At 64.5% G+C, this 18,728-nt stretch carries 13 protein-coding genes and 7 pseudogenes; 19 read left to right on the top strand and 1 reads right to left on the bottom strand.

The genetic code is table 11. The features are described 5' to 3' along the window. Positions 1 to 125 precede the first annotated feature (125 nt). The 16 genes and pseudogenes from IPM73_10625 to IPM73_10550 all read left to right on the top strand — a co-directional run bounded on the left by IPM73_10625 (position 126) and on the right by IPM73_10550 (position 16,207). Positions 126 to 854: a glycosyltransferase gene (locus IPM73_10625; GenBank protein ID MBK8918471.1), complete on the top strand. Its 729-nt coding sequence runs from the start codon at positions 126 to 128 to the stop codon at positions 852 to 854. Then, the gene (locus IPM73_10620) at positions 851 to 1,414 is read left to right on the top strand and encodes a class I SAM-dependent methyltransferase (protein MBK8918470.1); all 564 of its coding nucleotides are present in this window, start codon (positions 851 to 853) and stop codon (positions 1,412 to 1,414) included. The genes IPM73_10625 and IPM73_10620 overlap by 4 nt, the downstream gene beginning before the upstream one ends. Next, positions 1,407 to 2,171, top strand: a complete 765-nt coding sequence (locus tag IPM73_10615) for a glycosyltransferase family 2 protein (protein ID MBK8918469.1) — start codon at positions 1,407 to 1,409, stop codon at positions 2,169 to 2,171. The genes IPM73_10620 and IPM73_10615 overlap by 8 nt, the downstream gene beginning before the upstream one ends. Beyond that, on the top strand, positions 2,168 to 3,115 hold the full coding sequence (locus IPM73_10610) for an SDR family oxidoreductase (GenBank protein MBK8918468.1): 948 nt from the start codon (positions 2,168 to 2,170) through the stop codon (positions 3,113 to 3,115). The genes IPM73_10615 and IPM73_10610 overlap by 4 nt, the downstream gene beginning before the upstream one ends. Continuing rightward, positions 3,099 to 3,719, top strand: coding sequence for a sugar transferase (locus IPM73_10605; GenBank protein ID MBK8918467.1), 621 nt, complete (start codon positions 3,099 to 3,101; stop codon positions 3,717 to 3,719). Before IPM73_10610 ends, IPM73_10605 begins: the two co-directional genes overlap by 17 nt. A 58-nt stretch (positions 3,720 to 3,777) precedes the next feature. Beyond that, positions 3,778 to 5,526 (top strand): annotated as a pseudogene (locus tag IPM73_10600) (polysaccharide biosynthesis protein). 29 nt (positions 5,527 to 5,555) lie between these two features. Then, positions 5,556 to 7,402 (top strand): annotated as a pseudogene (locus IPM73_10595) ((d)CMP kinase). A 210-nt stretch (positions 7,403 to 7,612) separates the two neighbouring features. Then, a pseudogene (gene rpsA, locus IPM73_10590) lies at positions 7,613 to 9,247 on the top strand (30S ribosomal protein S1). After that, positions 9,247 to 9,528: pseudogene (locus IPM73_10585) on the top strand (integration host factor subunit beta). Before rpsA ends, IPM73_10585 begins: the two co-directional pseudogenes overlap by 1 nt. An 88-nt stretch (positions 9,529 to 9,616) precedes the next feature. After that, a complete protein-coding gene (locus IPM73_10580) occupies positions 9,617 to 9,886 on the top strand; it encodes a LapA family protein (GenBank protein ID MBK8918466.1) in 270 nt (89 codons plus the stop codon). Beyond that, positions 9,883 to 11,057: pseudogene (lapB, locus tag IPM73_10575) on the top strand (lipopolysaccharide assembly protein LapB). Before IPM73_10580 ends, lapB begins: the two are co-directional and overlap by 4 nt. A gap of 33 nt (positions 11,058 to 11,090) precedes the next feature. Further along, positions 11,091 to 12,096 (top strand): annotated as a pseudogene (rfaE1, locus tag IPM73_10570) (D-glycero-beta-D-manno-heptose-7-phosphate kinase). A 54-nt stretch (positions 12,097 to 12,150) separates the two neighbouring features. Continuing rightward, positions 12,151 to 13,149: an ADP-glyceromanno-heptose 6-epimerase gene (rfaD, locus tag IPM73_10565; protein ID MBK8918465.1), complete on the top strand. Its 999-nt coding sequence runs from the start codon at positions 12,151 to 12,153 to the stop codon at positions 13,147 to 13,149. Further along, positions 13,142 to 14,040 (top strand): annotated as a pseudogene (gene cysM, locus IPM73_10560) (cysteine synthase CysM). The gene rfaD and the pseudogene cysM overlap by 8 nt, the downstream one beginning before the upstream one ends. A 121-nt stretch (positions 14,041 to 14,161) precedes the next feature. Then, positions 14,162 to 14,962 carry a 3'-5' exonuclease gene (locus IPM73_10555; protein MBK8918464.1) on the top strand — a complete coding sequence of 267 codons (801 nt, stop codon included), beginning with the start codon at positions 14,162 to 14,164 and terminating at the stop codon, positions 14,960 to 14,962. Between the two features lie 78 nt (positions 14,963 to 15,040). Continuing rightward, on the top strand, positions 15,041 to 16,207 hold the full coding sequence (locus tag IPM73_10550; GenBank protein ID MBK8918463.1) for a nucleotide sugar dehydrogenase: 1,167 nt from the start codon (positions 15,041 to 15,043) through the stop codon (positions 16,205 to 16,207). Positions 16,208 to 16,355: 148 nt separating this feature from the next. On the opposite strand, the gene IPM73_10545 is transcribed toward IPM73_10550, so the two are convergent. Next, complete coding sequence (locus IPM73_10545) at positions 16,356 to 17,156, bottom strand: type I secretion C-terminal target domain-containing protein (protein MBK8918462.1); 801 nt, start codon at positions 17,154 to 17,156, stop codon at positions 16,356 to 16,358. Between the two features lie 107 nt (positions 17,157 to 17,263). Between IPM73_10545 and IPM73_10540 the strand changes: the two genes are divergently transcribed. Genes IPM73_10540 through IPM73_10530 form a run of 3 tightly spaced genes read left to right on the top strand, consistent with a single transcriptional unit; the run spans position 17,264 to position 18,665 of the window. Further along, positions 17,264 to 17,608, top strand: coding sequence for a PilN domain-containing protein (locus IPM73_10540; protein MBK8918461.1), 345 nt, complete (start codon positions 17,264 to 17,266; stop codon positions 17,606 to 17,608). Further along, complete coding sequence (locus tag IPM73_10535; protein ID MBK8918460.1) at positions 17,590 to 18,162, top strand: hypothetical protein; 573 nt, start codon at positions 17,590 to 17,592, stop codon at positions 18,160 to 18,162. Before IPM73_10540 ends, IPM73_10535 begins: the two co-directional genes overlap by 19 nt. Continuing rightward, positions 18,159 to 18,665: a hypothetical protein gene (locus IPM73_10530; protein MBK8918459.1), complete on the top strand. Its 507-nt coding sequence runs from the start codon at positions 18,159 to 18,161 to the stop codon at positions 18,663 to 18,665. Before IPM73_10535 ends, IPM73_10530 begins: the two co-directional genes overlap by 4 nt. The last annotated feature ends 63 nt before the right edge of the window (positions 18,666 to 18,728 follow it).

Below are 18,728 nucleotides of genomic sequence, written 5' to 3'. Positions count from 1 at the left end.
GCGCGATGCTTGCAGCCGCAGGAGGGCGATCACGGGTCGCATCGATATCGATGTGTTTTTCGGCAGATACCCTGAATCGCTTTTGTCGGACTGACGCTGTTATCTGTGCAAGTGTCAGGGGAAACTTGCCGCAGAATTACCGTCACGACTATGGTGCGCCCGGACTCGGCTTGGCCGCGACCCATCTTTGGCTGCTGCGCTCGTTCGATCATGTTGTTGCGATGACCAGTGCAATGGCTCGGCAAATTCGTAGGGTTGCCGGAGTGCGGGCCGACGTCATTGGAAATTTTGTCGACGAAGCCTCACTCGACCCTTTTCGGCAGCGCTCAGTCCCGCGCGAGGGGCCTCTCCGCGCGGTTTTCGTGGGGTCTCTGTCCCGGCGCAAGCAGCCCGAGTTGCTTGTTGAGGCTCTGGGGGGGCTGATTGAGTCGGGGGGGCACCTCGATTTGGTCGGCGATGGTCCGTTGAGAGCTTCTGTCCATTCCTTGGTTGAGAAACGGGGCTGGCAGAGGCACGTTCATCTTCACGGGCAGGTGGCCAATCCCTATCCACTGGTCGCGGGCGCGGACGCCTTCGTCCTTCCATCGCGCTCTGAGGGCCTTTCCAGGGCCGCCCTGGAGGCTCTTTATCTTGGTGTGCCATGCGTTCTTCGCGACGTGGACGGAAATGGTGAATTGGTCGCAAATCCGGAAGCGGGTGCCCTGTTTTGTTCTGATGCCGATCTGGGTCACGCCCTGACCCAAGTGGCAATTGCCTCGAGGAAGCGGGATTCGTCATGTTCGTTGCTCCCGCCTGCATTCCGTCAGGAACATGCAGCGCAGCACTATCGCGAAATCCTGGAGAAAGCGCCTTGACCGAGCCCGTGGACTACTGTGAGTATCTCAAGGGCCGCAGCCGAATTGGCTGGTTATACCGGCGCTACTGGCTCTATCCGTTGTTGTGCCGGCATCTAGACGGTCGGGTTCTCGATGTCGGGTGTGGCATAGGCGATTTTCTTCGCTTTCGTCCCGATACTGTGGGGGTAGACGTCAATCCGGCGACCGTAGCGTGGTGCCGCGGGCTTGGGCTCGATGCCCGGATCATGATTCCGGACGAACTCCCCTTCGCTGACGCGGCCTTTAGAGGTGTGGTTCTCGATAACGTCCTGGAGCATCTGGAGAGCCCACGTGCGCTCCTAGTGGATATACGTCGGGTGTTGCAACCCGGCGGGCGTTTCCTGATAGGGGTCCCAGGCAAGCGAGGATTTGCCAGCGATCCGGATCACAAGCTTGCGTACTCCGCCGAGTCTCTGCAAAGCGCCATTGAGGCGCTTGGCTTCAGGAAGTGTCGGCTGTTTTATACCCCTTTGCGGTCCGATTGGCTTGACCGCCGTATGCGCCAATATTGCCTCTACGGGGTCTTCGAGCGTGTCTGAGGGCGAGACTCGGCAGGTCACAGTCTCAGTGGTCAGTCACGGACAGGGATCGCTCGTGGCGAACCTGCTTGCCGATCTCGCGGAATGTGCGCAAGTTGCGGAGGTCATCGTCACGCTGAACGTTCCGGAGCCCGACATTGCGTGCCCGGATTCGCTGCGTTCCCGTATGCGAGTCGTCCGCAATTCAGCGCCCCTCGGTTTTGGAGCAAATCACAATCAGGCGTTTGCCTTGTGTAGAACGCCTTGCTTTGCAGTTGTTAACCCGGATGTTCGCCTGCTCGCGAACCCATTTTCGACTCTCCTTCGTGTCCTGGATGATCAGGGGACAGGTGTGGCGGTCCCCGCCGTTGTCAATCCAGATGGCGGGCGAGAAGACAGTACGCGCCGGTTTCCGACCCTGAGCGGTTTGCTCGGCAAGGCGTTTGGGCATGATGAAAGCCTGGTGGCTGCGGCAGGGGATCTTCCGATTGCGGTCGACTGGGCGGCAGGAATGTTCCTGGTGTTCCGGTCGGAAACGTTTCGTCGCCTTGGCGGTTTCGATGCAGGGTATTTCCTCTACTACGAGGATGTCGATCTTTGCGTCCGTTTGTGGAAAGCGGGACTCAGGGTGCTTGTCCATCCAGGGGTGACGGTAATCCATTCAGCCCGCAGGGACAGCCGGAAGCGAATTCGCTATATGGTCTGGCATTTGTCGAGCATGGCCCGTTACTTTTTCAAGCACTTCGGGCGCTTGCCCAGTACCGGGGTCCGCGCATGAGGATGCTCGTCACCGGCGCATCCGGGTTTGTCGGCGCGGCGTTGTGCAAACATCTGATTGCATCCGGCCACAGCCTGATCCGATCTGGTCGCGGAGTTGGTCCGGCCTCAGATCTTGACGTGGGCGATATTGGCCCGACCACCGATTGGACCCTGGCGTTGGCTGGAGGCGCTGACGTGGTGATTCATCTTGCCGCTCGGGTCCATCAAATGCGCGATTGCGCACGCGATCCCTTGCAGGAATTCCGTTCGGTCAATGTCGAAGGAACGACCGGCCTGGCTCGGAAGGCGGCTGAGGCAGGGGTGAAGCGGTTTATTTTCCTCAGTTCAATCAAGGTTTGTGGTGAGACGACACGCCCCGGATGTGCCTTCGCGCCAGATGATCGGCCGCACCCACAAGACTCCTACGCGCTATCAAAATTCGAGGCGGAAGGGGCGCTGTGGGCGCTTGGGCGCGAGACGGGCATGGAGATCGTGGTGATCAGGCCTCCGCTCGTGTATGGACCTGGGGTCAGAGGAAACTTTCCGTCCTTGGTGAAACTGGCACAGAGTGGCGTGCCGCTTCCCCTGGGCGGAGTTCGCAACCTGCGCTCCCTGCTTGCGCTCGACAATCTGATCGATTTCGTGGCGCTCTGTGCCGACAGAGATCGCTCACCCGGGGCGTCGAATCAAGTCTTCCACGTTGCTGACTGCCACGCAGTATCTACGCCAGAATTGCTGTGCAGGATCGCGGCGGCAGCCGGGGGTCGTGCTTGCCTGATTTCCATTCCGGAAACCTGGTTGAATCTGGGGGCACGGGTTTTGGGCAAAGCATCGGTTGCGGATCGCCTCCTGGGTAGTCTCGTCGTCGATGGATCCAAAGCGGAACGCCTCCTCGGCTGGTGTCCGCCGACGACCCTTGACGAGCAGTTGAAGAAAATGATGAGTCGTGACGCGGATTCTTGATCTCATCCTCGCCGTTTGCGGGCTCGTGGTGTCGCTCCCTTTGCTGGTCGCGATCCTTGCGTTCGGGTATCTGGACACCGGATTGCCGATCTTCCGCCAGACACGGGTCGGACGCCACCAGCGCCCCTTCGTGCTGCTCAAGTTTCGCACCATGCGGCCGGATGCGCCGCATGTTGCCTCCCATCTTGCCGATGCAGCGGCCATCACGAGGCTTGGGGGATTCCTGCGGCGTACCAAGCTCGACGAATTGCCGCAGTTGTGGAACGTGCTCACTGGCGACATGAGCCTCGTGGGGCCGCGCCCCTGTCTCTTCAGCCAGCAGGAACTGATCGAAGAGAGGGCCCAGCGCGGGGTCTATGAGGCGCGGCCCGGTATCACCGGGCTTGCCCAAGTCAGCGGAATCGACATGTCCACGCCCAGGCTTCTCGCAGAGACGGACCGCAGGATGCTCGACGACCTCGGTCTGAAAAATTATTTCCGGTACCTCTTCCTCACGGTCGCCGGCCGTGGGGGCGGTGATCGTGTCCGGAACTCTGACGCCCCGATCCGGGATAAAATGCCCGGCTTTCAAATGGCCAAAGAGCGAGCGGCGTCACGAGCATGAGCAATCCGAGAACGCCAGCCGCTTTCTGCATGACCTGGTGGCCGTCGCCGTCGCCTGGATGCTGGCGTTCTGGTTGCGCTTCAATTTTGAGATTCCGCCGGAATTCGTGCTGACCGCCCAGCGCTCTTCGCTTTGGGTCGTCCCGCTGTTCGCCGCGTTGTTCTACGCTTTCGGGCTTTACTGCGGCGTCTGGCGCTTCGCGAGCCTGTCCGACATGCGCCACATTCTGGGTGCCGTGCTCTCCGGAATTGTCCTCGTCGTGCTGGTCGTGGTGTTCTTCCGTCCTGGAGTCATTCCGCGTTCGGTCCTGGTGATGTACCCGGTGCTTCTCATCATGTTCATGGGGGCAGCCGCTTCGCCTATCGCAGTTGGAAGGAACACCGGCTTTATGGTCCGGCGCGCATGCGCGGGCAGCCGGTCATCGTGCTCGGGACCGGAGAGGCGGCCGATTCGCTCCTGCGCGAATTGAATCGCAGCGGAACCTGGTACGCCGTTGCCCTGGTGAGTACCAAGCCGGGAAATCAGGGAAGGCGCCTCCACGGGCTGCCAGTCTTCGCCCCCCTCGCGACCCTGGCCGAGGTTGCTGCGCGCTATTCCGTCAAGCACGTCATCATGGCCATGCCCGGTGCCCGGGCAGCGGAGCGGCGTCAGGCCGCGGAGGTCGCTGCTGCAGCCGGGCTGACCGTCATGACCATGCCGTCCTACGACGATCTCCTCGCCGGGCGAGTCTCGGTTTCCAGCATTCGCCGCGTCGAACTCGAAGATCTGCTGGGCCGGGAGGCGGTCTCTCTCGATGATGCCGGCCTGAGTGACCTCTTGCGCGGGCAGGTCGTCCTGGTGACGGGTGCGGGAGGCTCCATCGGGTCGGAACTTTGCCGCCAGATCGCCCGCTTTGCGCCTCGCTGTCTCGTTCTCCTGGAATCGTCCGAGTTTGCCCTCTACAGCATCGACGAGGAACTGGGCCTCGCATTCCCCGGGCTGGACCGGCGCTGCTGGGCGGCCGATGTCCGGGATGCGGAACGGGTCGCGGAAATCCTTGCGGCGGAGCAGCCTGCCGTCATCTTTCACGCTGCCGCCTACAAACACGTGCCCCTCATGGAGCAGGACAACGCCTGGCAGGCCGTGCGGACCAACGCCCTGGGCACCTTGACCATGGCCAGGGCCGCGCGAGAGGCGGGTGTGGGAAGGTTTGTGCTGATCTCCACCGACAAGGCGGTCAACCCGACCAACGTCATGGGGGCCAGCAAGCGCCTGGCCGAACGTCTATGCCGTGCCGTCCAGGCCGAAGGCGGGACGAAGTTCGTCACCGTCCGCTTTGGCAATGTGCTTGGCAGCAACGGCAGCGTGATCCCCAAGTTCCGTGACCAGATCGCCCGGGGCGGACCGGTGACGGTCACTCACCCGGACATCGTGCGCTACTTCATGACCATTCCCGAGGCTGCCCAACTGGTGCTGCAGGCGGGATTGATGGGGCAGGGGGGAAATCTTCGTTCTGGACATGGGCGAGCCTGTGCGAATCGTCGATCTGGCCCGGGACATGATTCGCTTGTCGGGTTTTTCGGAAGAGGACATTCCCATCCACTTCACCGGCCTGCGTCCGGGCGAAAAACTCTACGAAGAACTGCTGGCCAACGACGAGACCACGCTCGCCACGCCTCACCCCAAGCTGCGCATCGCCCGCCTTGCCGATGCTCTCGGAGAGGCCGAGTACGCCGAAATTCTCGCCTGGCTTCAGGCCGGGGTTCGTGTTCCGGCGGAAGTGCGCCGCGATCTCAAGCGTTTTGTCCCTGAATATGCCGCGGCCTGAGCGGTCGCCCCTGAATTCCGGAGTAGCCCGTGACTGCTGAACACCTCGACCTTTCCTGCCGCACGGCTGCTGCCGGCACCGTCCGTCTCCCCGGCTCCAAGAGCATCTCCAACCGGGTTCTGCTCCTCGCCTCTCTGGCGGAAGGGGAAACCGAGGTGCGGGATCTCCTGGCGTCCGACGACACTGCACGCATGCTCGACGCCCTCCGCACCTTGGGTGTGGGCGTCACGGCCCTGGAGGGGGGGCACTGGCAGGTGGCGGGTTGCGGCGGGCGCTTCGCGGTCAAGCAGGCCGATCTGTTCCTGGGCAACGCGGGCACCGCCCTCCGGCCCTTGACGGCGGCGCTTGCCTGCCGGCGGCGACTATACCCTGCGCGGCGTCGCCCGCATGCACGAGCGGCCCATCGGCGACCTCGGTCGATGGCCTGCGCCAATTGGGCGCCCAGGTGGACTACCTCGAGAACGAAGGATTCCCGCCCCTGCGGCTCGCTCCGGCCAGCATTCGCCCGGGCGGTGTGGTCCGGGTGCGCGGTGACGTCTCCAGCCAGTTTCTCACCGGCCTGCTCATGGCCCTGCCGCTCACCGGTGTGGAAACCGTGGTCGAGGTGGTGGGGGAGTTGATCTCCAAGCCCCTACATCGAAATCACCCTCGCCACCATGCGCCGTTTTGGCGTGGAAGTGCAGCGGCAGGGCTGGCAGCGCTTCACGGTACCTGCCGGAAGCCGCTACGTTTCCCCGGGGACGATCTATGTCGAAGGCGATGCATCCTCAGCCTCCTATTTCCTGGCCCTGGGCGCCATCGGGGGGAAACCGGGCCCAACTGGATGGAGTCGCGGGCGCCGGCCGCGGGCCTGGTCGGCATCGACCTCGACTGCAATCACATCCCTGACGCTGCCATGACTCTGGCCACCACGGCGCTCTTTGCCTGGGGCAAGACCACGCTGCGCAACATTGCCAGCTGGCGGGTGAAAGAAACCGACCGCATCGTCGCCATGGCCACGGAATTGCGCAAGCTGGGCGCCACGGTCGAGGAGGGCGAGGACTGGATCGCCGTCACGCCGGCCCCCCTGCACGCGGCGGCCATCGATACCTACGATGACCATCGTGTCGCCATGTGCTTCTCCCTGGCCGCTTTCGGGACGCCGCTGCGCATCAACGATCCCAAGTGTGTGGCCAAGACCTTTCCGGACTACTTCGCCCGCTTCGAGGCGGTCACGCGGGCGGTACCCGTCATCGCCATCGACGGCCCCTCGGCTTCGGGTAAGGGCACGGTCGCCGGGCGGGTGGCCGCTGCCCTGGGTTTCGCCTACCTCGATTCCGGCGCCCTCTATCGCCTGACCGCCCTGGCCGCCAAGCGGTGCGGGGTGTCCTGGGACGACGAAGCGGGGGTCGCCGCGCTGGCGGCAGGCCTGGACGCGCGCTTCGCCGACGGTGGAATCTTCCTCGCCGGCGACGAAGTCAGCGCTGCCATCCGCAGCGAAGACATCTCCCGGCGGCGCCTCCCGGGTGGCGGCCTGGCCGGCGGTGCGCGAGGCCCTGCTCTTTCGCCAGCGGGCCTACGCCGGGGCGCCCGGCTTGGTCGCGGATGGAAGGACATGGCCTCGGTGGTTTTCCCTCGGGCCGCGCTCCAGGTCTTCCTCACCGCCAGTGCGGAAGTCCGCGCCGAGCGGCGGGTGAAGCAACTGGCCGCGGCGGGGGTGGCCGCTGATCCCCAGCGCATCGTCGCCGATCTCAAAGCGCGCGATGCCCGGGACAGCGAGCGCAGCGTCGCGCCCCTTTGCCAGGCGGAAGGCGCCTTTCTCCTCGATACCGACGGCCTCACCATCGATCAGGCGGTGGAGCAAGTATTGTCCTGGTTCGCCTCGGCGCAGCCGTGAGCGCCCCTCGGCGAGTGCTCAATAAACGATTGATCGCAAACCTTTTCCGGGTTATCATCCGCCCCTTTCCACCGCTCCCGGTGGATCAGGGTGTCGGCGGCCGTGGGCCGCCGATGTTCATCAACCAACCGCCGCTTTGCGGCAAACTCCGAGTCTTTCCCTCAATGGAATCTTTGCTCAACTTTTGAAGAATCCCTGGCTCGCCAGGAAATGCGTCAAGGCGAAGTCATCACTGCCGAGGTGGTGCGCGTCGACCAGAATTTCGTGGTGGTCAACGCCGGCCTGAAATCAGAATCCTACGTCCCGGTCGAGGAGTTCCTCAACGACCAGGGCGAACTCGAAGTGCAACCGGGCGAATTCGTCCAGGTCGCCATCGAGATGCTTGAAGACGGCTATGGCGAGACCCGCCTCTCCCCGCGATCGCGCCAAGCGCATCGCTGCCTGGAACTTCCTGGAACAGGCCCTCAACGAAGGCTCGCTGGTCTCCGGCACCATCACCGGCAAGGTCAAGGGCGGTCTCACCGTCATGTCCAACGGTGTGCGCGCCTTCCTGCCTGGCTCCCTGGTGGATATGCGTCCGGTCAAGGACACCACCCCCTACGAAGGCAAGACCCTCGAATTCAAGGTCATCAAGCTCGACCGCAAGCGCAACAACGTCGTGTTGTCCCGCCGTGCCGTGCTGGAAGCCACCGCCGACGCCGATCGCGAAAAGCTGATGGAAAACCTGAAGGAAGGCACCGTCGTCAAGGGCATCGTCAAGAACATCACCGACTACGGCGCCTTCGTGGATCTGGGCGGAATCGACGGCCTGCTCCACATTACCGACCTGGCCTGGCGCCGCGTCCGTCACCCCAGCGAAGTGCTCGCCGTGGGCGACGAAGTCACCGCCAAGATTCTCAAGTTCGATGCCGAGAAGAACCGCGTTTCCCTGGGCCTCAAGCAACTGGGCGAAGATCCCTGGGTGGGCATCGCCCGCCGCTACCCGGCCGGTACCCGCCTCTTCGGCAAGGTCACCAACCTGACCGACTACGGCTCCTTCGTCGAAATCGAGCAGGGCATCGAAGGCCTGGTGCACGTCTCTCGAAATGGACTGGACCAACAAGAACGTCCACCCGTCCAAGGTCGTTCAACTGGGTGACGAAGTCGAAGTCATGATCCTCGAAATCGACGAAGACCGCCGCCGCATCTCCCTGGGCATGAAGCAGTGCAAGGCCAATCCCTGGGAAGAGTTCGCCCAGAACCACAAGAAGGGCGACAAGGTGAAGGGCGCCATCAAGTCCATCACCGACTTCGGCATCTTCATCGGTCTCTCCGGCGCCATCGACGGTCTGGTGCATCTGTCCGACCTCTCCTGGTCCGCCACGGGCGAGGAAGCCATCCGCAACTTCAAGAAGGGGTGACGAAGTCGAGGCCGTCGTTCTCGGCATCGACGTCGAGAAGGAGCGCATCTCCCTGGGGATCAAGCAACTCGAGGGCGACCCGTACACCAACTTCATCGCTACCCACGAGAAGAACAGCATCGTGCGCGGCGCCGTCAAGTCGGTGGACGCCAAGGGTGCCGTGGTTGGCCTGGACGGCGACACCGAAGGCTACCTGCGCGCTTCCGAGTTCTCCCGCGAGCGTATCGAGGATCTGTCCCAGCACCTCAAGGTGGGCGACGAAGTCGAAGCCATGATCATCAACGTCGACCGCAAGTCCCGCGGTATCAATCTGTCGATCAAGGCCAAGGATCAGGCCGAGCAGCATGAAGCCATGCAGAAGCTCGCTTCCGAGACGTCTTCCGCTGCATCCGGCACGACCAATCTGGGAGCCCTGCTCAAGGCCAAGCTGAACCAACAAGGCTGATGAAGGCGCAAGGCATGACCAAATCCGAGCTCATCGCCCGGCTGGCGGAGAGATTTCCCCAGTTGGTGACCAAGGACGCCGATTTCGCGGTGAAGATGATCCTCGACGCGATGTCCGAAGCCCTGGTTCGTGGTGATCGCATCGAAATCCGTGGATTCGGCAGCTTTGCGCTCAATTACCGCCCCCCCCGCGTCGGGCGCAATCCCAAATCGGGGGACAAGGTCAGCGTCCCGGCCAAGTGGGTACCCCACTTCAAGGCCGGCAAGGAATTGCGCGAAAAGGGTCGACAAGGCCATCTGAAGCGCGTCTTGGCGCAATGTGGTAGATTCGGGGCGGTGGCTTTCAGGCCACCGCCTTTTTTATGCCGTCATGAAAGCGCTTGCCTGGGGCCTGCGGGCTGCCATCCTTCTTTTGCTTCTCGCCTTCGCCGTCACCAATACGGAACCGGTGGTGGTGCATTTCGTTCTCGGCCAGGTATGGCAGGCCCCGCTGGTCGTCGTCCTGCTCAGTTTCTTCGCTGCCGGAGGGCTGTTGGGGGCCTTGTCCCTGGTGGGGGTTCTCTACCGCCAGCGGCGGGAAATCCGTCGTCTGAAAGGCGCGACGGCCAAAGCCACCCCGCTGGATCCGGCCCCGCAATGAGCGATTTTTTCGATTACTGGCAGCTTCTGCTCATCCCGCTCTTCTTTGGGCTGGGCTGGGCCGCCGCCCGCATCGACATCCGTCAGGTGGTGCACGAATCCCGGGCATTGCCGCGCTCCTATTTCCAAGGCCTCAACTTCCTGCTCAACGAGCAGCCCGACAAGGCCATCGATTCCTTCCTGGAAGTGGCCAAGGTCGATCCCCAGACCGTGGAACTGCACTTTGCCCTGGGCAATCTGTTCCGGCGTCGCGGCGAGACCGAGCGGGCCATCCGCATGCACGAGAACCTCATCGAACGGGCCGACCTGGACGAAGCCTTCCGCCTGCAGGCCCTCTTGGAACTGGGGCAGGATTACCTCAAGGCCGGTCTGCTCGATCGGGCGGAGGAGATCTTCAACCGCCTTCTGGGCACTCCCCGGGACGAGGAAGCCAAGCGCAATCTGCTGGAAATCTATCAGGTCGAGAAAGAGTGGCAGAAGGCCATCGACACCGCGCGGGAACTGCCTGGCGTCGCCTCCCAGAAGGACATTGCCGAGTATTACTGTGAGCTGGCGTCAGGCGAGATCATGCGCTCCCGCGCGGATGGCGCGCGGGCCTTTCTGGAAACCGCCGTGCAGCACAATCGCAAGTGCGTGCGCGCCAGTCTTCTGCAAGGGCGATCTGCTCCTCCAGGAAGGGGCGCCCCGATGCCGCCATCGAGGCCTGGCAGCGCATCGAGCAGCAGGATCCCGCCTACCTGTCCCTGGTGGCCCAGCGCCTGCTGGAAACCTATCGTGCCCTGGATCAACGCGACGCCGGGATCGCGCTGCTGCGGGGCTACCTCGAGCGCTATCCTTCCCTCGACCTGCTCGACGTCGTCTATCAACTGGTCCTCGAATCCGGTGGGTCCGAGGCCGCCTATAGGCTCGTGCGCGACGAATTGCAGCGCAACCCGACCCTCCTGGGCCTGGAAAAGCTGATGAGTGCCCGCCTGCCCCTGGTGGCGCCGGAAACCCGGGCCGATCTCGAAATGGCCAAGACCATCGTGCAGAGCTACACCAAGCGCCTCTCCCGTTACCAGTGCAATTCCTGCGGCTTCAAGGCGCGCCAGTTCTATTGGCGCTGCCCCGCCTGCGGCGGTTGGGAAACCTATCCGCCCCGACGCAGCGAGGAATTCGACCTTACGCTATAGGAAAATGATGATGCCCCAAGGAATTGCCCTGAGATGCGCGGCGCGCCCCGGCCCCGCCGGAAATGGCGGAGGCGGCGGTCTGCTGCGCAGCGCCGGAGACCGCCGGTGACACGCAATCTCGACGCCCTGACCGGTTGTCGCCTCCTGGTCGTGGGCGATGTGATGCTAGACCGCTACTGGTTCGGCGAGGTGAGCCGCATTTCGCCGGAAGCCCCCGTCCCGGTGGTCAAGGTCGAGCGCCTGGAAGAGCGCCTCGGCGGCGCCGCCAACGTGGCGCGCAACGCGGCGGTACTGGGCGGTTCCACCACGTTGCTCTCCGTGGTCGGGGACGACGAGGCCGGTCGCAGCCTTTCCCGCATGCTGGCGGAAGCGGGGATAGACGCGGCCCTGGTAGGACCGCCACATCGACACCACGGTCAAGCTGCGCGTCATCGGCCGGCAGCAGCAATTGCTGCGCATCGACTTCGAGACCACGCCTTCCCACGAAGTTTTGCGGGAAAAGCTGGAGGATTTCGAGCGCCGTGTCGAAGATTGCGACGTGGTCGTGCTCTCGGATTACGGCAAGGGAGGTCTGGCCCACATCGGCGACATGATCCGGCTGGCGCGGGCGGCGGACAAGCCCGTGTTGGTCGACCCCAAGGGCGACGACTACAGCAAGTACGCCGGAGCCACCCTCATCACCCCCAATCGAGGGGAATTGCGCCAGGTGGTCGGGCGCTGGTCCAGCGAGGACGAACTGGCCGCCAAAGCCCAGACACTGCGCCGCCGCCTGGGACTGGATGCCCTGCTGGTGACCCGCAGCGAAGAGGGGATGACCCTCTTCCGCGACGACGAGGTCATCCACGAGGCGGCCCGCGCGCGGGAGGTTTTCGACGTTTCGGGCGCGGGAGACACGGTGATCGCCACCCTGGCCATCCTCATTGCCTCCGGCGCCACCTGGGACGAGGCGATTCGCGTCGCCAACCTGGCGGCCGGCATCGTCGTGGGCAAACTGGGCACCGCGGTGGTCACCCGCCAGGAACTCGAAGCGGCCCTCTGACAGGGGCGGGAAAAAGGCAATCGCCGGCCCTGGGGCCGGCCAAGGAGAAGCAGCATGTATACCGTAGTCACCGGCGCGGCCGGATTCATCGGCGCCAACGTCGTGCGGGCCCTCAACGAGCGGGGTGTGACCCGCGTCATCGCGGTGGATAACCTCACCCGGGCCGACAAATTCAAGAATCTCGTCGATTGCGAAATCGCCGACTACCTGGACAAACACGATTTCATCGAACGCATCCAGGCCGGCCATTTCGACGGCGAGATCGACGCCATCCTCCACCAGGGCGCCTGTTCCGACACCATGGAAAGCGATGGCCGCTACATGATGGAGAACAACTACCGCTATTCGACCATCCTCCTCGACTGGTGCCTGGATCAGGACGTGCAGTTCCTCTACGCCTCCAGCGCGGCCACCTACGGCGGCGGCAGCGTCTTCCGGGAGGAGCGGGAGGCCGAGGGGCCGCTCAACGTCTACGGCTATTCCAAATTCCTCTTCGATCAGGTGGTGCGCCAGCGCCTGGCCGGCGGGGCGTCGTCCCAGGTGGTCGGTTTCCGCTATTTCAATGTCCACGGCCCGCGGGAAACCCACAAGGGCCGCATGGCCTCGGTGGCCTTCCATCACTTCAACCAGTTGCGCGCCGAAGGCAGAGTGAAGCTCTTCGAGGCCTCCCACGGCTACGGCAATGGCGAGCAGCAGCGCGACTTCGTCTTCGTCGGCGACGTGGCCAAGGTCAATCTCTTCTTCCTCGATCATCCTGAAAAATCGGGCATCTTCAACGTCGGTTCGGGCCGCGCGCAGAGCTTCAATGACGTGGCGGTGGCCACCGTCAACGGCTGTCGTCGCCTGGGCGGCGAAGCCCCGCTGACCCTCGAAGAGATCCGCCAGCGCGGCCTGCTGGAGTACGTTCCCTTTCCCGAGGCCTTGAAAGGCAAGTACCAGGCCTTCACCCAGGCCGATCTAGCCCGCCTGCGTGAAGCCGGCTACAGCGCGCCCATGGCCACGGTCGAAGAAGGGGTGAGTCAGTACGTCGAATGGTTGCAGGCCCATGTATAAGACCCTGGAAGACTACGTCGGCAATACGCCCCTCGTCCGTCTGGCCCGCATCCCCGATCCCGAAATCGAGCGCCGCGGCACCGTGGTCCTCGCCAAGCTGGAGGGCAACAACCCGGCCGGGTCGGTCAAGGACAGGCCTGCCCTGTCCATGATCCGCCACGCTGAAGCCCGGGGCGACATCAGGCCGGGCACTACCCTCATCGAGGCTACTTCGGGCAATACCGGCATCGCCTTGGCCATGGCCGCCGCCATGAAGGGCTACCGCATGATCCTGGTCATGCCGGAAAACCAGAGTCTGGAACGACGCCAGACCATGCGCGCCTTCGGCGCCGAACTGGTCCTCACCCCGCGGGATGGTGGCATGGAACTCGCGCGGGACGTGGCCGAAAAGATGCGCGACGAAGGCAAGGGCATCATCCTCGACCAGTTCGCAAACGGGGACAACCCGCTGGCGCACTACGAAGGTACCGGCCCGGAAATTTGGCGCGACACCGGGGGGCGGATCACCCATTTCGTCTCCAGCATGGGCACCACCGGGACCGTCATGGGCACCTCGCGCTACCTCAAGGAGATGAATCCGGCGATACGCATCGTCGGCTGCCAGCCCGAGGAGGGCAGCCAGATTCCCGGCATCCGCAAGTGGCCGGAAGCCTATCTGCCCCGAATCTTCGACCGCAGCCGCGTCGATCAGGTGGAAAACGTCAGCCAGGCCGACGCCGAGGCGATGACCCGGCGTCTGGCCCGGGAGGAGGGCATTTTCGCCGGCATCTCCTCGGGGGTGCCGTGGCGGTCGCCCTGCGCCTCGCCGCCGCCCTGGACGATGCGGTCATCGTCACCATCGTCTGCGACCGGGGCGACCGCTACCTGTCCACCGGGGTCTTCCCGGCTTGATGGGCGGGCTCCCGCTTCCCTCCGTGCCGACGGACGCGACCATGCTTGCCCGCTTCCTCAAACCTCCTCCTGTCTCCCGGGCATCGGCAGCCCAGGCGGACGGGGCACCCCAGCGCCAGTGATGCACGCACCCATCCTCGTCTTCGACATCGAGACCATCCCCGACGTGGAGGGGCTGCGGCGCATTCACGATCTGCCCGATGCCCTTTCCGACGCCGAGGTGGCCGAACTTGCCTTCCAGCAGCGCCGGGCGCGCAACGGCAGCGATTTCCTGCCCCACCATTTGCATCGGGTCGTCACCATCTCCTGCCTCCTGCGGGCGGGAGAGACCTTCCGCGTCTGGTCCCTCGCCGAGCCGGCCCAGGGCGAGGGCGAGATCATCCAGCGCTTCTTCGACGGCATCGAAAAATTCACGCCGCGCCTGGTGTCCTGGAACGGCGGCGGTTTCGATCTACCCGTGCTGCATTACCGTGGCCTGCTGCACGGGGTCTGCGCCCCCCGCTACTGGGATCTGGGCGAAGGCAGCTACGCCGACAGCCGCGATTTCAAGTGGAACAACTACATCAGCCGCTACCATACCCGCCACACCGACCTCATGGATCTGCTGGCCCTCTACCAGCCGCGGGCCAACGCGCCCCTGGACGAAATGGCCCGCCTGCTGGGCTTTCCCGGCAAGGTGGGTATGGACGGCGCCCGGGTGTGGGAGGCCTGGCAGCAGGGGCGGCAGGCAGAAATCCGCGATTATTGCGAGACCGATGTGGTCAATACCTACCTCGTGTATAACCGCTTTCGTCGCCTCAGCGGCGACCTGGAGGCAGAAGAGGAAGCGGCGGAGGTCGACTTCGTGCGCCGTCAGCTTGCCGCCATCGAAGCGCCCCATTGGGCAGAGTTTCTCGCCGCCTTCCAGCACGCTTCGACGTAGGCCCGTGCCGCACTTGTACGCCGCATCATTGCCCTCCCGGGCCGCACCCCGGGAGAACTTCATGGAGGTCGATCCAGCATGAAAATCGCCGTTGTCGGCACTGGCTACGTGGGCCTTTCCAATGCTCTCCTGCTTGCCCAGCACCATGAAGTCGTCGCCCTGGACATCGATGCCGACCGGGTCGCGATGCTCATGCAACGCCGTTCGCCCATCGTGGATCCTGAAATCGAGGACTTCCTCGCCAAGCGTCGCCTCGACTTCCGGGCCACCCTGGACCGCGGGGAGGCCTATCGCGGCGCCGAGTACGTCGTCGTCGCCACCCCCACCGACTACGACCCGCAAAGCAATTTCTTCAATACGAGTTCCGTGGAGGCGGTGGTGGCGGACGTGCGGGCCACCAACCCGGAGGCCGTGGTCGTCATCAAATCCACGGTGCCGGTGGGCTTCACCCGCCGGCTGCAGGAGCGTACCGCTTGCGCGAACCTGATCTTTTCCCCGGAATTTCTGCGCGAGGGGCGGGCCCTCTACGACAACGTCCATCCGTCGCGCATCGTCGTCGGGGAGCGCTCCGAGCGCGGCCGGCGCTTTGCCGAGCTGCTCCTGCAGGGGGCGGAGCGCAAGGATGCCCCCGTGCTCCTGACCGACTCCACCGAGGCCGAGGCGATCAAGCTTTTCGCCAATACCTACCTCGCCATGCGGGTCGCCTACTTCAACGAGCTCGACACCTACGCGGCGTCCCATGGCCTCGACACGCGCCAGATCATCGACGGCGTCTGCCTCGATCCCCGCATCGGCAAGCATTACAACAATCCCTCCTTTGGCTACGGCGGCTATTGCTTGCCCAAGGACACCAAGCAGCTGTTGGCCAATTACCGCGACGTTCCGCAGAACCTCATCAACGCCATCGTTGATTCCAACACCACGCGCAAGGATTTCGTCGCCGACAGCATCCTGCGCCGCAACCCGCGGGTGGTCGGCATCTTCCGCCTCATCATGAAGGCCGGCTCCGACAACTTCCGCGCTTCCAGCATCCAGGGCATCATGAAGCGCATCAAGGCCAAGGGCGTCGAGGTCATCGTCTACGAGCCGGTTCTGGCAGGTGCTGATTTTTTCCGCTCCCCGGTGGTGCGCGACCTGGCTGAATTCAAGGCGCGTTCCGACGTGATCGTGGCCAACCGGATGACGGAGGATCTGGCCGACGTCGCCGAAAAGGTCTATACCCGCGATCTTTTCGGCAAGGACTGAGGCGCCCCGTAAAAAACGACCTCCGTCTGTGCTCAGCCGTCGCCCTGGCCGGCGGGAAGGGGGCAGGGCGTCCGGACGCCAGTGGTCTTCCCCCGGGGCGCGGCAGGGAAACTGCCGCGCCCCGAAGCGCCACCCGTACTGCCCGGGATCAGAAGTCGAAATTCCCCGGGACGGCGACGCTGCAGCTGCGGTTGCGCAGCAGGACGAGGTTGCGGATGGCGGCGCTACCGGGGCCGTCCGGGTCGATGCCGATCATGGCGTCGGTGCCGCTTGCCCGGCAGGTGACGTAGCCGTCGGCCAGGGGAGTGGCGCTGCCGATGCCCAGGGAGGCGAGCAGCTGGGTGAGGACGATGCGGTCCTGGCCCGGCTCGAAGTCGGTGATGCTGTCGATACCTTCCTGCAGGCTCGTATAAACGAAATGGTCCGCGCCAGCGCCGCCGGCAAGCGTGTCGCCTCCCTTGCCGCCGGTGATGACGTCGTCCCCCGCCGTCCCGATCAGCGTGTCGCGGCCGGCCGTGCCATTGACCGTCTTCAACAGCTTGAGGCCGATGATCACCGGATCGTGGTCCGACGACCGGTAAGGCGTCGCGCCGTAGTAGTCCGGGCCGCAGGTGGCGCAAGCGGGCTGCTTGAATTCCAGGTTGTAGTCGAGCATCGCCGGCTCGTCGGCGTTGATGGGCCAGTGGTGGGCGCCCACGATCTGGGCCGACAGGCCGGCGCTGGCCAGGGCGTGGTCGAGGCGGCCGGCCTCGCCGTCGAAGACGTAGGAATAGGGCGCGGTTTCAAAGCGCTCGCTCTGATCCACGAAGCCGTTGGCAGTCAGGTCCAGGATCGGGTCTTCCTTGCCGTACGCGTTGAAATCGCCAATCAGCAGCGTGTCGGAGTCGCCGACGGCGGCCGCGCGGGCGCTGGCGAAGCTGCGCAGGGCCTGGGCCTGCTCGACGCGCAGGGCGTTCCAGCAGCCCTGGCCGTCGCCCTGGTCGGCGTCGGGATCGGCAGCGCTGCTCGGGCAGCCGCGGCGATGCGGCCCAGCGTCGTCTGGATCGTCAGGAGGGGATGCGGCGCGAAAGCCGGCCGGAAAACGCCCTGGCGCCGGAGGAGGCTGCGGCGGTCAACGCCGCCTTGCAGGCGATCGCCATCGATTGGGAGCGTCTGTTCGCGGCGATCGACGGCGCGACGAGCGAAGAGGTTGCGCTCACCGCCATTCGCCCCAGCGTGTCCCAAAAATCGCTGCACATCAGTGGGGAGGCAAAGGACATGGCCGCCGTTCTCGCCTTCGTCGAGGCGCTGCGCCGCGCGCCGCTCGCCCAGGTCGTGCTGGCCTCCCATCAGGTCAAGCAGAGCGACCCGCAAAAACCCATCGTGTTTGAGATCGGAGCCCTATGGCACGGCGCAATCTGAAGCGGGTCTACCCCTGGCTCCGGCATCGTGTGTCCTCCCTCACCGTGGTGCCCGTTGTGGCCCTTGTTCTCGCCCTCGGGGCGGCCACCGTGCACACCGTTCTGGTGCCGCGCACCGAAGCGGCGATTGCAGCTGGCGAGCGTCGCCTGGCGCTCCTGGAACGGCAGGTGCGACGCGACGCTCTGGGGACTTCCGACGGTCAGGTCGATGCGGCGGCGACCCGCAAGGGCGTGCTCGAGCGCTTCCAGGAAGAGAAAACGTTGAACGCGACCCTGGGAAGCCTGCTCACCCTGGCGGCCGAAAACCAGGTCCAGGTGCCGTCAGGGGACTACCGTCTGGTCGCATCCGGCGCAAGCCCGCTCGAACGCTACGTGCTCAATCTTCCTGCCCGGGCGAATTATCTCGACCTGCGTCGCTATCTGAGTGCAGCGCGGGCCAAGTTCCCGGACCTGGCGGTCGAGGAGGTCGTCCTGCGGCGTGAAGCCGTTTCTGCGGCGGGTCTGGAAGCCCAGATACGCTTCGTCGTCTTCGGCCGCCGGGGCGGAAGGCCATGACCCTGACGCCCATGCATCGTCGCATGGCCCTTGGAGGCCTGCTGACGGCCACCCTGCTCGCCGTGGCCCTGGTCGAGGACGACGCTGCCTTGTCCCGGCCGGAGGCCCGGGATCGTCCGCGGGCCAGCCGATCCTCGAGCGCAGCGGGGGCCGATAGGGCGGCGGTGGCCGCGACCACGCCATGGTTTCACCCGCCCGCGGCGCCCCCGTCCCTTCCCGTCGATCAGACGGTCGATCCGTTTCGCAGTAAGAGTTGGCACGTCCCGCTCCCGCCGCCGCCGCCAAGTCCCCCCACGGCACCGACGCTGCCCTTTCGCTATCTGGGGATGCTGTCCGAAGACGGCGTGACGCGCGTATTTCTTGCGCACCAGAACCGGAACATCATGGTGGCGGTCGGCGACGAGATCAGTGGGGTCTACAGCGTCGAAAAGATCGGCGAAGCCAACGTGGAGTTCATCTACAAGCCTCTGGGCGAACGCCAGGTGCTCGGGTTTGCGCGCTGAGCGCTTCCCGGTCGGCGGCCTCGCTCCTTCCTGTTCCCTTGGTTCCACTGGGGCGCCGGGTCC

The organism is Betaproteobacteria bacterium (genome assembly GCA_016720065.1).
In the GTDB taxonomy this organism is placed as follows: domain Bacteria; phylum Pseudomonadota; class Gammaproteobacteria; order Burkholderiales; family Rhodocyclaceae; genus SSSZ01.
The sequence above is the reverse complement of the archived record's forward strand: the minus strand, read 5'-3'. Positions and strand labels throughout refer to the sequence as shown.

Bases quoted from the DNA above. Each gene is read 5' to 3' on its own strand.
- IPM73_10610 (MBK8918468.1), top strand. From the start codon at position 2,168: ATGAGGATGCTCGTCACCGGCGCATCCGGGTTTGTCGGCGCGGCGTTG.
- IPM73_10580 (MBK8918466.1), top strand. From the start codon at position 9,617: ATGAAAGCGCTTGCCTGGGGCCTGCGGGCTGCCATCCTTCTTTTGCTT.
- rfaD (MBK8918465.1), top strand. From the start codon at position 12,151: ATGTATACCGTAGTCACCGGCGCGGCCGGATTCATCGGCGCCAACGTC.
- IPM73_10555 (MBK8918464.1), top strand. From the start codon at position 14,162: ATGCACGCACCCATCCTCGTCTTCGACATCGAGACCATCCCCGACGTG.
- IPM73_10550 (MBK8918463.1), top strand. From the start codon at position 15,041: ATGAAAATCGCCGTTGTCGGCACTGGCTACGTGGGCCTTTCCAATGCT.
- IPM73_10540 (MBK8918461.1), top strand. From the start codon at position 17,264: ATGCGGCGCGAAAGCCGGCCGGAAAACGCCCTGGCGCCGGAGGAGGCT.
- IPM73_10535 (MBK8918460.1), top strand. From the start codon at position 17,590: ATGGCACGGCGCAATCTGAAGCGGGTCTACCCCTGGCTCCGGCATCGT.
- IPM73_10530 (MBK8918459.1), top strand. From the start codon at position 18,159: ATGACCCTGACGCCCATGCATCGTCGCATGGCCCTTGGAGGCCTGCTG.